Annotated in this window: 11 protein-coding genes; 7 read left to right on the forward strand and 4 right to left on the reverse strand. The window is 66.1% G+C overall.

The features are described from left to right. Nucleotides 1-42: 42 nt before the first annotated feature. Entirely contained in the window at nt 43-1,749 is a 1,707-nt protein-coding gene (locus IB257_RS08185; protein ID WP_192328651.1) for a ShlB/FhaC/HecB family hemolysin secretion/activation protein, read from the reverse strand. A 444-nt stretch (nt 1,750-2,193) separates the two neighbouring features. Between IB257_RS08185 and IB257_RS08190 the strand changes: the two genes are divergently transcribed. The 7 genes from IB257_RS08190 to IB257_RS08220 all read left to right on the forward strand — a co-directional run bounded on the left by IB257_RS08190 (nt 2,194) and on the right by IB257_RS08220 (nt 10,439). Beyond that, nucleotides 2,194-2,706 (forward strand): winged helix DNA-binding protein, encoded by a 513-nt coding sequence (locus tag IB257_RS08190; RefSeq protein WP_035360603.1) that lies wholly within the window; start codon nt 2,194-2,196, stop codon nt 2,704-2,706. A gap of 9 nt (nt 2,707-2,715) precedes the next feature. Next, the gene (locus tag IB257_RS08195) at nt 2,716-4,569 is read left to right on the forward strand and encodes a dipeptide ABC transporter ATP-binding protein (RefSeq protein ID WP_225588763.1); all 1,854 of its coding nucleotides are present in this window, start codon (nt 2,716-2,718) and stop codon (nt 4,567-4,569) included. A 55-nt stretch (nt 4,570-4,624) separates the two neighbouring features. Next, nucleotides 4,625-6,157 (forward strand): ABC transporter substrate-binding protein, encoded by a 1,533-nt coding sequence (locus IB257_RS08200; protein WP_125472617.1) that lies wholly within the window; start codon nt 4,625-4,627, stop codon nt 6,155-6,157. A gap of 208 nt (nt 6,158-6,365) precedes the next feature. Beyond that, nucleotides 6,366-7,289 carry an ABC transporter permease gene (locus tag IB257_RS08205; protein ID WP_054452620.1) on the forward strand — a complete coding sequence of 308 codons (924 nt, stop codon included), beginning with the start codon at nt 6,366-6,368 and terminating at the stop codon, nt 7,287-7,289. 5 nt (nt 7,290-7,294) lie between these two features. Beyond that, a complete protein-coding gene (locus tag IB257_RS08210) occupies nt 7,295-8,164 on the forward strand; it encodes an ABC transporter permease (protein ID WP_118934718.1) in 870 nt (289 codons plus the stop codon). Nucleotides 8,165-8,198: 34 nt separating this feature from the next. Next, the gene (locus IB257_RS08215; RefSeq protein WP_192492133.1) at nt 8,199-9,938 is read left to right on the forward strand and encodes a peptidase M14; all 1,740 of its coding nucleotides are present in this window, start codon (nt 8,199-8,201) and stop codon (nt 9,936-9,938) included. Between the two features lie 63 nt (nt 9,939-10,001). Further along, complete coding sequence (locus tag IB257_RS08220; RefSeq protein WP_054452633.1) at nt 10,002-10,439, forward strand: acetyltransferase; 438 nt, start codon at nt 10,002-10,004, stop codon at nt 10,437-10,439. A 23-nt stretch (nt 10,440-10,462) separates the two neighbouring features. On the opposite strand, the gene IB257_RS08225 is transcribed toward IB257_RS08220, so the two are convergent. The 3 genes from IB257_RS08225 to IB257_RS08240 form a co-directional block, all read right to left on the reverse strand. Continuing rightward, the gene (locus IB257_RS08225; protein ID WP_054452636.1) at nt 10,463-10,648 is read right to left on the reverse strand and encodes an oxidoreductase-like domain-containing protein; all 186 of its coding nucleotides are present in this window, start codon (nt 10,646-10,648) and stop codon (nt 10,463-10,465) included. A gap of 9 nt (nt 10,649-10,657) precedes the next feature. Beyond that, nucleotides 10,658-11,230 carry a GNAT family N-acetyltransferase gene (locus tag IB257_RS08230; protein WP_054452642.1) on the reverse strand — a complete coding sequence of 191 codons (573 nt, stop codon included), beginning with the start codon at nt 11,228-11,230 and terminating at the stop codon, nt 10,658-10,660. Between the two features lie 203 nt (nt 11,231-11,433). Beyond that, nucleotides 11,434-12,758: lytic murein transglycosylase (locus IB257_RS08240; RefSeq protein WP_192354948.1), on the reverse strand; the 1,325-nt coding region annotated here is incomplete at its 5' end.

Genomic DNA, 12,758 nt, shown 5'->3' on the forward strand with positions numbered 1-12,758 from the left:
GACTAAGGATGGACTGCGGTTTCGCGGCGCAAGGCCGCCGGATCAGAACTCGAACATCAGCACCGCCGCGAACATGGTCGAAGCGGTTTTCAGGGACTCGGGCTTTTTCAGCGGCCAGCCGGCAGACAGGTCATAGCTGGCATTGACATAGGGCATGGCGAGCCGTCCACGCAGCCCGGCCACGGCGCCGACCAGCGTGCGGCCGGATAGCGACGCCGCCGACGGACCGCCCACCCGGCCCACGTCCAGGCCCGTGTACAACTGGTGGCCGGGCACGCGCAGCAGCTTGTCCAGGCCCAGCGACAAGTCGTTGCGCAAGGTCCAGCCGTCCTCGGCGGCCAGCGTCATCTGCCCGTCGAAACCCCGCACCGCATAGCGGTTGCCGATGGTGAAGTAGTCGGACGGCACGATGGGCGTCTTGGCGTGCTGGATCTGCCAATTCAGCTGGTAGGCCAAGGGCTGCTCCGCCAGTTCGAACGGCAGATACAGGCCCGCATTGGCCGAAAGTATGGTGCTGCGGCCGTTCCAATCCGGATCGCCATAGACGTAGCCCGGCTGGTCGGACAGCCCGGTCAGCGTGCCGCGCACGCCGCCGCCGACGTCCAGCGCTGCGCGGCCCAGATAGTGGCGATGCCCCAGGTTGAACTCGTAGCCGGTGACGTCGCGCCGCTGCACCTCGATGTCCACGTCGTTGAGCGTGCTGGTGGTGCGCTTGCGCAGCAGGGTCAGCGATGCCGTGCCCTTGTAGGTGGCGCTGCGATACGGCACCACCGAGACGCCTGCCTGCACCTGCTTGGTCGTGCCGCCGTAGATGATGGGTTCATCGAAGCCGGCCACGGTCTGGCGGTAGGTGGATTTGCTGGCGCCGGCAAAGAAGGTCCAGTAGCCGAAGGGAATGCTGTAGTTCAGCGAGGCGGCGCGCGTGTTCGACTCGGCGTCACGCCAGCGCGCATTGCTGTTCCACGACACCGACAGCTGGTCGTACAGGAACAGGGGCGAGTCCAGGGTCAGGCCGGCGTTGACCTGGTACTTGCCGATGGCGTCCATGCCGGCGTTGTCGCCGCCGATGTATCCATGCCAGCGCTTGCCGGTGCCGGGACGGATGAGGATGTCGGAATCGCCCAGCTCCGGCCCGGGCGCGACGTCGATGGACGCATCGGCCTGGCTGCCCAGCCTGCGAATGTTTTCCAGCGCCTGGTCCAGGTCGCGCTGGTTCACTTCGCCGCCCGGCCCCGTGGGCAAGGCCGTGCGCCACCAGCCGATGGCGCCCTCGCCCTTGACGGCGGATATGCGGCCCGGCAGGTAGCGCAGCGTCAGCGTGCCCGCGGCCAGGGATTGTTCCGGCACGACCACCCGCGCCGTGACGAGTCCGCGATCGATCAGCAGGCCGATCAGATGTTCCTGCAAGGCCCGCAACCCCAGGCCGCCCACGCAATGGCCAACGACGGCATCGGCTGCGCGCGCCAGCGATTCAGCGGGCTGCGCTCCGTCCCAGACGACTTCCTTCAGGGCGAAGCAAGGCGTTTCGACCGGCAGGACCAGGCCGCCGGCGGTGGGCGCGGCGGGCGACAGCACGTCCGGCCGTTCGGCCGCTCGGGCGCGCTGCGCTCCAAGTTCCTGTTCTTGGCGACGTTCGATTTCGGTGGCGCGCACCGCTGCTTCGGGCAGCGGCTGTGCACCGGATCCAGCCGGGAAAAAGCCAGCCGCCAACATGCCCGCGGCCATGCGCAGGCGCCAATAGTGATTCATGCCGGTATGGCGCCTGCGGACGTGCGCGGCGCTCCTTGTTATCGCTGTGTGAAACTAAATGTTTTTCGAGTTTGCCTTAAAACACAATTAATAACAATAGATATCCGAATGTATAAATTCAAAAATTACCGTACTTAGTTGAACTTAGCGGATAAAGGACAGGAAATTGGCGCACAAAGACCATAGTTCCGCACCCCGGAACTATCATCTCTACAGCAAGGACGATTTGATGTGAAACAAACCGCAAGTGACTCGGAGCAAGCGAGCCTGCGGAATCTTTTACGTGGAGAGGTGCAGCGAATAAATAGGGCGAGTCTGAAAACCGGCGGTAGAGCCTGGGACCAGCTGGTTGAACACGGGTTATCCCCGATACGGGCATATCAACAAATCGTCAATAATTCGCCAACGTTTTATCGCCGATCCGTCCCCTTCCCCTCCCAGCCCATGCCTGTATCCGTCCGGGACGCCATTGTTTCCTCCTCCCATCTGGCCTCTTCAGCCCCCGAGCTTTCCGAAGTCGAATTCGGCCTGATCATCGCCTCGCACGCGTTCAACCGCTGGATGGTGCGCTGCATGGCCTGTGCGGGACTGCCCGAGCTGACCTCGCTGGACATCCTGGTGCTCAACCACGTGTTCCACCGCGGCCGGGGCAAGAAGCTGGCGGACATCTGCTTCACGCTCAACGTCGAGGACACCCATCTGGTGAACTACTCGTTGAAGAAACTCGAGCGCCTGGGCGTGGTGCAAAGCGCCAAGACGGGCAAGGAAGTGATCTACACGGCGACCGACGCCGGCGCGGCCGCCATCCAGCGCTACGCCGAAGTGCGCGAGCAATGCCTCGTCAAACCCTTCATCGACTCCCCCGCGGCGGACGACGCCAGCCATCAGCTGGCCAACACTCTGCGCGCCCTCTCGGGCCTGTACGACCAGGCCGCCCGCGCCGCCACCTCCCTGTGAGAATCCAAGTTGTCTAGCACCACCGCATCTACTTCCGCCCCGCTGCTGTCCGTGCGCGGCGTGTCGGTCGACTTCAATACCGAAAACGGCGTGTTCCGCGCCGTCGACAACCTGGATTTCGAGGTGCGCCCCGGCAGGACGCTGGCCATCGTCGGCGAATCGGGCTCGGGCAAGTCGGTCACGTCCATGGCCATCATGCGCCTGACGGACTACACCAACGGGCGCATCGCCACGGGACAGATCCTGTTCCGCGACAGCGCCGACCGCGAGATCGACCTGACTGCGGCTTCCGACGAAGACATGCGCGCCATCCGCGGCAACGACATCGCGATGATCTTCCAGGAGCCGATGACTTCGCTGAACCCGGTGTTCACCGTCGGCGACCAGATCGTCGAGGCCATCATGCTGCACCAGCAGCTGTCGCGCTCGGCCGCGCGCCAGGCGGCGCGCAAACTGCTGGAGAAGGTGCGCCTGCCGGACGCCGAACAGATGCTGGACCGCTACCCGCACCAGCTGTCGGGCGGCATGCGCCAGCGCGTGATGATCGCGATGGCGCTGTCGTGCCAGCCGCGCCTGCTGATCGCCGACGAGCCGACCACGGCCCTGGACGTCACCATCCAGGCGCAGATCCTGAACACCGTCCGCGAACTGCAGCGCGACCTGGGCACCGCAGTGATCTTCATCACCCATGACATGGGCGTGGTCGCGGAAATGGCCGACGACGTGGTGGTGATGCTGCGCGGCAAGAAGGTCGAGCAAGGCACCGTGGACGAGATCTTCAACACGCCCAAGCATCCCTACACCCGCGCGTTGCTGGCGGCGGTGCCGCGCCTGGGCAGCCTGACGGGCCGCGACCTGCCGCTGCGCACGCCGCAGACCGTGCTGGAAGGCGACACGCTGCGCGAAGTGGGCGAGACGCGCGAGCAGGACACCGCGCGCTACGACGAGCCCGTGCTGCGCGTGGAAAAACTGACCACCCGCTTCGACGTGGGCCACAACTTCTTCGGCCGGGTCACGCACCGCGTGCACGCCGTCGAGGAAGTGAGCTTCGACGTCTACCCTGGCGAAACGCTGGCGCTGGTGGGCGAGTCCGGCAGCGGCAAGTCCACCATCGGCAAGACCTTGCAGCAGCTGGTGGCGCCGACCTCGGGCGCCGTGCGCTACAACGGCCAGGACATCTTTTCGATGGACAGCGCCGGCCGCCAACGCCTGCGCCAGGAGATCCAGTACATCTTCCAGGATCCCTACGCCTCGCTGGATCCGCGCAAGACGGTGGCGTTCAGCATCGCGGAACCGATCCGCACGCACGGCCTGTTGACCAGCGAAGACGCCATTGCCCGCCGCATCGGCGAACTGCTGGAGCAGGTCGGCCTGAAGCCCGAACACGCCAAGCGCTACCCGCATGAATTTTCGGGCGGGCAGCGCCAGCGCGTTTGCATTGCGCGCGCACTGGCCAGCAATCCCAAACTGATCATTGCGGACGAATCCGTGTCGGCGCTGGACGTGTCGATCCAGGCGCAGATCCTGAACCTGCTGATGGACCTGCAAAAGGACCGCGGCCTGTCCTATCTGTTCATCACGCACGACATGGCGGTGGTGGAGAAAGTCAGCCACCGCGTCGCGGTCCTGTACCTGGGCCAGATCGTCGAACTCGGCACCCGCCGCCAGATTTTCGAATCGCCGCAACACGCGTACACGAAGAAGCTGCTGGCCGCCGTGCCGGTGGCCGAGCCCGGCCGCCACATCGACACCTCGCTGATCGAAGGCGAGATTCCCAGCCCGGTGCGGCGCGTCGGCGACGAACCCGCCATCATTCCCCTGGTTGAATTCGCGCCCGGCCACCAGGTGGCCCGCGCGGCTTGAGCCGCATATCCTTTTTCACGTCGGCCCGTCCGGCTTCCCGTTCCTGGAGTTGAACATGCTCTCCCTACGCAAAACCTACACCGCCACCGCCCTGGCTCTGGCGCTGGGCGGCGCGCTGCCCGCAGTCTTCACGACCGCTCACGCCGCCGGCACGCTCAATGTCGCCATCAACCAGGACCCGGGCAGCTGGGACCCGATCGACACCTTCGTGACCTTCTGGGGTTCGGTGGGCAGCAACCTGTATGACGGCCTGACCATGCGCGGCGCCGACCTGAAGCTGCAGCCGGGGCTGGCCACCAGCTGGGAATACCTGGACGACAACAAGCGCCTGCGCTTCAAGCTGCGCGAAGGCGTCAAGTTCCACAACGGCGAACCCTTCAACGCCGAAGCCGTGAAGTTCACCTTCGAGCGCCTCTTGGGCGCGGAAGGCGCCAAGGGTCCGCAGAAGTCCAACTACGACTCGATCGGCGAGATCAAGGTGGTGGACGAATACACCGTGGACTTCATCCTGAAGCAGCCCGATCCGGTCCTGCTGACCAAGCTGGCCGGCTATGGCGCCATGATCGTGCCGCCCAAGTACATCAAGGAAAAGGGCGAAGACAACTTCAACACCAACCCGGTCGGCACCGGCCCGTTCAAGTTCGAAAGCTACCAGCCCAAGGTCAACGTGACGCTGGCGCGCAATGACGACTACTGGGGCGGCAAGCCCAAGCTGGACAAGGTGGTCTACCGCTTCATCGGCGAGCCGGGCACGCAAGTCGCCGAGCTGCAGGCTGGCCGCATCGACGTCGCCACCCTGATCCCGCTGGGCCTGATCGAAACCGTGAAAAAGTCCGGCAACGCCGATGTCATCTCCACCGGCGGCCCGGTCGCTTTCGCGCTGCGCTACAACACCAAGAGCGGCATCACGCAGAACCGCGACGTGCGCCGCGCGCTGATCATGGCCGTGGACCGCGACGCCATCGTCAAGCAGCTGCTGCTGGGCCAGGCCAAGACCATCGCCAGCTTCCAGGGTCCGCAGTCCTTCGGCTACAACCCCGAGCAGAAGCCCCTGCCCTTCAACCCCGCCGAAGCCAAGAAGCTGCTGGCCGCCGCCGGCGTGAAGCCGGGCGCCACCGTGCAGATCGACGTGCGCGGCAGCGATTCGAACTTCCGCGAAGTGGCCCAGGCCGTGTCGGGCTATCTGCAAGGCGTGGGCGTGCGCGCCACGATCAAGCCGTATGAAACCGGCGTGCTGCTCAACGACATCATCCCCGGCGGCAAGACCGGCGAAATGTGGCAGAACCAGTGGGGCGGCTGGACCTACGACTACGACAACACGGCCTACCTGATGTACCACACGGGCCAGAAGTGGAACCCGTACGACAACGACGCCAAGCTCAACGGCATGCTGGAAGCGCAGCGCACGGTCTATGACGTGAAGAAGCGCGAAGCCATGCTGCAGGAGATCGCCGGCTACGTGGCCGATCAGGCGCTGGAAATGCCGCTGTACAGCCTGAACACGATCGTCGGGGTGAACAAGCGCGTGAAGGATCTGGAGGTTCCGGGCGACATCCGCTTCCGGTTCCTGAACGCCTCTGTGGACTGACGCCCCCCCCGAAGCGCTGCGCGCTTCCCCCCAGGGGGCATGCCTGCGGACCGGCAAAGCCGGCTCCGCGGCATCCCGCTTGGGGAGGACCGGTTGCTATTGGCGTGATGACGCTATGAACAACCGGCACTTTTTTGGAATGCTTTTGGCGCTGCCTTGAGGCATTAACCTTACCGACCCGTTCCGGCGCAAGCCGGGACGGCGATTTATGACCGGATTTCTCATCAAACGCGTGTTGCAGGCCGTCTTCGTGATTGTCGCGGTGACACTGCTTGTCTCCTATGCCGTGCGCCTGACCGGCGATCCTGCGCTGATGCTCAGCCAGGGCTCGGGCAGCGTCACCGAGCAGGACCTGGCCAATATCCGCCAGGCGCTGGGGCTGAACCGTCCCTTCTACGAGCAGTACCTGTCCTATATGCAGGGGCTGCTGCATGGCGATTTCGGCCGCAGCTTCATGGGTGGCACGTCGGTCGCCAAGCTGATCGGCGATGCGTTGCCCGCCACGCTGATGCTGGCGTTCACCTCGCTGCTGGCGTCGATCCTGATCTCGCTGCCGCTGGGCATCCAGGCCGCGATCAAGCGCGGCAAGACCACGGACCAGGCGATTCGCATCCTGTCGCTGGTGGGGCTGTCCTTTCCCAACTTCTGGCTGGCGTTGATGCTGGTGCTGCTGCTGTCGATCACCTTCCCGCTGTTGCCGCCGTCCGGCTGGAGCGGGCCGGCCAGCCTGGTGCTGCCGTCGCTGACGATGGCCATCATCCTCAGCGCCACCAATATCCGCCTGGTGCGCACCACCATGCTGGAAACGCTGTCGGCGCAATACATCATGGTGGCGCGCAGCAAGGGCCTGAAGGAACGCGTGGTGCTGTACAAGCACGCGCTGCGCAACTGCGCGATTCCGCTCATCACCTACCTGGGCCTGCAGTTCGGCGGCCTGATCGGCGGCATCGTGGTCATTGAAATGGTCTTCAACTGGCCCGGCCTGGGCACGCTGGCGTTCGACGCCATCTCCGGCCGCGACTACCCGGTGCTGCAGGGCACGGTCACCGTGCTGGCCTCCGTCATCGTCCTGGTCAACCTGATCGTCGACATCGCCTACGGCATCGTCGACCCCCGCATCCGCACGCGCTGAGCCTTATGCAGACTACTACCCCCACCGCCGCCGCTCCCAAGGCGGCTAAGCCCCGCAGCCGCTACCGCTCGCTGGAATTCGTGCTGGGCGCGCTGCTGACTGGCACCATGATCGTGCTGGTGCTGACCTCCGGCTGGCTGTTTCCCGACGGCGGCGAAGCCATGGACCTGGCCGCCCGCCTGATGGCTCCCTTTACCTCTGCGGCCCACCCCTTCGGCACCGACCCGCTGGGCCGCGACGTGCTGGCCCGCGTCATCGTCGGCGGCAAGATCTCGCTGACGGTGGGCTTCGCCTCGGTCGTCGGCGGCGCGCTGCTGGGCATCGTCATGGGCCTGATCGCCGGCTACTACCGCGGCTTCTGGGACATGATCGTCATGCGCTTTGCCGACGTGCAGCTGGCGCTGCCGTTCATCCTGGTGGCCATCACCTTCATCGCCATCCTGGGCGGCGGGCTGTTCAACGTCATCTTCTTCATGATCGTGTCGCAGTGGGTGCAATACGCGCGCCTGGTGCGCGCCCAGGTCCTGGCCCTGCGCGAGCGTGAGTTCGTGCTGGCCGCCCGCGCCTTCGGCGTGCGCGACCTGGCCATGATCCGCCACCACATCGTGCCCAATCTGCTGGGTCCGCTGGTCATCCTGATGACGCTGAACGTCGCCAACAACATCCTGCTGGAAAGCAGCCTGACCTTCCTGGGCCTGGGCGTGGACCCCATGATCCCGAGCTGGGGCGGTATGCTTGCCGACGGCCGCACGTATATGCAGACGGCCTGGTGGGTCAGCGTCTTCCCGGGCCTGGCCATCATGCTGACGGTGCTGGGCCTGAACCTGCTGGGCGACTGGCTGCGCGACCGCCTGGATCCGACCGGCAAGGTCTGAAGCCGCCCCGGTCCGCCTGAAAGGAATATCGAGTATGTCTTTGCTGGAAAAAACATTCGACCGCACGCTGGACGCCTGGACCCACGCCTACATGGCGCCGGCCTGGCGCGGCGCGGTCGTGGAAGGCTGGCTGTTCGAAGGCGTGGAAGCGCGCCGCGCGGCCCAGGAACGCCTGGCGCAAGCCGGCGTCACGGCGCGCTTTCGCAGCGCCTACAAGCCGCTGCTGCACTACTTCCTGGAAGAGGTCGAGCGCGAAGGGCTGGCGTCCATCGTGGTGCGCTATCCGCTGCACGAACATGCACAGGCCAAGCGCTTCACGCTGGAAGCCTATCCGCTCATCGCGCTGCTGCAAGGCGTGGACGTCGCCATGCAGCCCGGCGCCGATGACCTGCACTATGACGTCAGCCTGCGCTACGCCGATGGCCGCGAGCTCGATACCCGCGTCTATGCGCCCAACCAGGTCGGGTACGCCCAGGACGGCACGCCCGAACTGTCGCCCACCGGCTGGCTGCGCGTGCGCGACGCCGAAGGCGCGCTTCAGACCGATGCCGCCCAGGCCACCGAATACCAGCAGGCGTTCCGCGCCATCTTGGACACGGTGCGCAACCATGCCTGGGGCGCGCACGAGCCCTATTTCGAACGCCTGGAAATCCGCGTGGATCTGCCGGGCATCGACTTCGCCCTGCCGGTGGACGAGGAAATCGTCAGCACCTTCGAGGCGCTGCACGAAGACATCTATTTTTCGCTGCTGGAACATTTCCAGAAACACTCGGGCCGCCCGTCCGGCGACCGCGGCCTGCAACCCGGCCAGATCATTCCCGACATCCGCCGCCACGACGGCGCGGCGCGCGTACAGATCTCGCTGGAGCATTTCGGCGCCCTGGCGCCCGTTGCGCCCGCGCCGCTGGCTGCACCGCTGGCCCAGGCCCGCGAACCGCTGTCGGCAGGCCAGATCGCCAGCTGTATGGCGGCGTTCGGCGGAGACTCCTTCCAGGCCGTATCGCGCCAGGGCCGTCCGGTGCTGGGCACCTACCTGCGCGGCCCCGGTCCCGCGGTCTTCATTTCGGGCGCGCAGCACGCCAACGAAACCTCTGGCGTCGTCGGCGCCCTGCGCGCGGCGCAAACGCTGGCCGAGCGCGGCGACGCGCACTTCGCCCTGATCGCCGCCGAAAATCCCGATGGCTACGCGCTGTTCAACCGCCTGCGCGCGCACCACCCGCGCCACATGCTGCACGCCTCGCGCTACAGCGCGCTGGGCGACGACATCGCCTACCGCGAGCGCGCCCCGTTCTTCGAACGCGAAGGCCGCCACCAGGCGCATGCGATCAGCGGCGCGCAGCTGCACATCAACCTGCACGGCTATCCCGCCCATGAATGGACCCGGCCGCTGTCCGGCTACCTGCCTCGCCATTTCGAGCTGTGGACCATCCCCAAGGGCTTCTTCCTGGTGCTACGCCATCACCCGGGCTGGGGCGACCGCGCCCGCCGCCTGATCGAGGGCGTTACCGCCAGGCTGGCCCGCACCGTTCCCGGCCTGGTCGAGTTCAATGCGCGACAACTTGAACTATTCCAGGCGCACGCGCTCGAAACCGGATTCGACGTGCTTAACGGCATCCCGGTGCAGATCAGCGAAAGCGACCGCGAAGACCTGCCCATGGCGTTGATTTCCGAGTTTCCGGATGAAACCGTCTACGGCGAGCGCTTCGTTTTCGCGCATACTGTGCAGATGGAAACCGTCCTGGCGGCGACCGAGCTCTACCGCGCAGGGCTCTAGCGGCAAAAAGACCGGCGTAGCCAAGGACCGCGCCGGCACCCGACCTGTAAAACCATTAGAAAAATGAATATCCGAGAACGCAACCACGGCGATGACCTGGCCCTGGTGGACATCTGGCTCCGTTCGGTACGCGCCACCCACACGTTCCTGACGGAAAAGGAAATCCAGGCCATGTACCCGCAGGTGCTCAATACCGACCTGCCTTCGGTGCGGGTCTGGGTCTGTGAGGACGATGCCGGCGAAGTCGCTGGCTTCATGGGCCTGAACGGCAACAAGGTCCAGATGCTGTTCGTGGATGCCAACAAGCGCGGCAAGGGAGCTGGCCGGCGCCTGCTGAACTTCGCGCGCTCGCTGCACGGCACCCTGGTGGTGGACGTCAACGAACAAAATCCCCAGGCCCACGGCTTCTACAAGCACTACGGGTTCGAGGACGTGGGCCGCTCGGAGCACGACGACGCGGGTCGCCCTCGTCCCATCATCCACATGAAGCTGGCGGGCTGACGCCTGCCCGCCCCGCCAGGCGCCTAGCCTTTGGATTGCTCCGGATGCCTGGCCCGCCAGGCTTTCAGCGCTTCCCGGTAATCGTCCATGGCTTCGTTGTAGGTGTCATAGACACAGGGGATGCAGCCGCTGTTGCAACACTCTTCGGGTTCGGGCGCGACGGGCGGAACGGGTTGCGGGTCGTCGTCGGGGATCTGCTTGGTGCTCATACCCGAATCTTAGCGCCGATGCCCTGCGCCAGCCGCCGCGTCCGCCTCTGGCAGCGGCCATTCGGCGCGGCGGATTTCGTAGCGACGCTTGCCAGCGCCGCCCGCTCCCGCGCCGCCGATCTGGCGCATGCCGCATTTTTCCAGCACCCGGCAGGACGCGGCATTCTCTTCCAGCGCCACGGCCGACAGCGCCTCGACCGGCAAGCGCCCGAATCCCAACGACAGCAGCGCCTGGGCGATTTCGGTGGCATATCCCATGCCCCAGCTCGCGGGGAGGAAGGCATAGGCGACCTCGACCTCGTCGCAGCCCCGCGACTGGGTGCGCTTCAAGCCCGCGCGGCCCGCCAGCGCGCCGCTGGCGCGGTCGGCCAGCACATACATGCCGTAGCCCAGCTCGGCCCAATGCTCGACGTTCTGCAACAGATAGCGGCGGCTGGCCGAGTCCGTCCGGGTGCCGCCCATGGTGGCCATGAGGCGCTCGTCCGCATGCATCGCGGCAATGAAGGAAAAATCAGTTTCGTCCATGCGCCGGGCTTGCAGCCGGGCGGTCTGGAAAGTGTCGGGGAGCAGTGCGGCGGACATGGCGGGCGGAAGGAATGGCGTGACGGAAATGATACCGGCGGACGGCCCGCCGGCCCATCGTCCAACGGACGAATCCCCCGGGCCGAGGCCGGCCCCGGGGCGTGGCTTTCAACTGCGGTGCACGTCCGCGAACGCGATGCTCTCGTACTGGTCCGCCAGGGCCGCGGCGTTTTCACCGTAGCCCTGCGTGCCGGAAGCCCCTGTCATTGCTGGGCTGCCGGCCGAGCCTGGATCGCCGCGGGCGGCCAGGTGGCCTTGATGGCGTCGTAGATGCGCTTGCCCACGCGGCCGTCTTCCGGCAGCTTGCGCTTGACCTGTTCTTCGCGCACGGCATCGCGGGTCTTGCTGCCCGGAATGCCGTCGGCCACGCCTACGTCATAGCCCAGGCCGTAGAGCATCTCCTGGAGCTCCTTGATCTGCGCGCGCGACAGGCCGGGGTCGTCCGTGGGCCAGGCCGCGACGAGATCCGGACCGCCTTGCAGGCGATTGAGCAGCATCGACACCGCCAAGCCATAGCGGCGCGACTGGTTGTAATGCAGGATGGCGTCGAAATTCACGGTCGCCAGGAACACCGGGCCAGCGGAACCCGTGGGCGCGAACAGATAGGCCTGCTCCTCGTTGCCCGACGCCAACTTCAAGGCCGAGCCGTTGCCCTGCTTCACGCCGGCCTGGGCCCACTGGGCTATCGTGCGGCGGTCCTGCGAGCCCACGTATTCGGCTTCGGGCGAGGCCGGAATGGCAGAGGCCAGCTCGGCCGGCACACGCACTTCGATCACGGCGGGCAGGCTGTGCGTCCACTTGGCGCGGCGCTTGCGCAGGTGATTGGCGGTCGACGCCAACGCGTCGGGCAGCGAGTTGTAGAGATCGATCTTGCCGTTGCCGTCGCCATCGGCGGCCAGTTCATAGAACGAGGTCGGGATGAACTGCGTCATGCCGAAGGCGCCGCTCCAGGAACCGACGAAGCTGTCCGCCGGCACCACGCCGTCGCGCAGCAGGCGCACCGAGGCGTAGGCGTTCTTTTCCCACAGCGACTTGTTCTCGGTGCAGGCGCGCGTCAGCCAGGCGTCCAGCACATTGGTCCTGCCGACCTGGCGGCCGTAGTTGGTCTCGATGCCGAAGATCGCGACCAGCGTGGCCGGATCCACCTGGTATTGCTGGCTGATGGCCGACAGTTGCGGACCATACTTGGCGAGCACCCCCAGGCCGTCGCGCACGCGCTCTTCGTCCACGGTCTTGGCGATGTAGTCCCACCAGGCCTCGCGCCCCTCGGGCTGGCCCTTGGCCGATGCGACCGTGGTGGGCAGCAGCTTGGCGTTGGCGGTGTATTTGTCCCAATCGGCCACGGTCAGGCCGTTGGCCGTGGCGCCCTTGCGCAGCTTGGCGATGCAGGCCTTGGTGTCGAGTTCGGTCGGGATGATGACCGTGGGCGCGGGGGTGGCGGTGGCGGCGGGCGCCGCGGTGGCAGCCGGCGCAGCCGTTGCGGCAGGCGCAGCGGTCGCCGCCGGGACGGCAGCGGCCGGAGCCGCCG

Origin of the sequence: Achromobacter sp. ACM03 (assembly GCF_014851665.1) — a bacterium.
In the GTDB taxonomy this organism is placed as follows: domain Bacteria; phylum Pseudomonadota; class Gammaproteobacteria; order Burkholderiales; family Burkholderiaceae_B; genus Achromobacter; species Achromobacter aegrifaciens.

Excerpts from the sequence above, each read along its gene's own strand:
- IB257_RS08220 (WP_054452633.1), top strand. The coding sequence starts at position 10,002 with ATGAATATCCGAGAACGCAACCACGGCGATGACCTGGCCCTGGTGGAC.
- IB257_RS08185 (WP_192328651.1), bottom strand. The coding sequence starts at position 1,749 with ATGAATCACTATTGGCGCCTGCGCATGGCCGCGGGCATGTTGGCGGCT.
- IB257_RS08210 (WP_118934718.1), top strand. The coding sequence starts at position 7,295 with ATGCAGACTACTACCCCCACCGCCGCCGCTCCCAAGGCGGCTAAGCCC.
- IB257_RS08190 (WP_035360603.1), top strand. The coding sequence starts at position 2,194 with ATGCCTGTATCCGTCCGGGACGCCATTGTTTCCTCCTCCCATCTGGCC.
- IB257_RS08200 (WP_125472617.1), top strand. The coding sequence starts at position 4,625 with ATGCTCTCCCTACGCAAAACCTACACCGCCACCGCCCTGGCTCTGGCG.
- IB257_RS08230 (WP_054452642.1), bottom strand. The coding sequence starts at position 11,230 with ATGTCCGCCGCACTGCTCCCCGACACTTTCCAGACCGCCCGGCTGCAA.
- IB257_RS08225 (WP_054452636.1), bottom strand. The coding sequence starts at position 10,648 with ATGAGCACCAAGCAGATCCCCGACGACGACCCGCAACCCGTTCCGCCC.
- IB257_RS08205 (WP_054452620.1), top strand. The coding sequence starts at position 6,366 with ATGACCGGATTTCTCATCAAACGCGTGTTGCAGGCCGTCTTCGTGATT.
- IB257_RS08215 (WP_192492133.1), top strand. The coding sequence starts at position 8,199 with ATGTCTTTGCTGGAAAAAACATTCGACCGCACGCTGGACGCCTGGACC.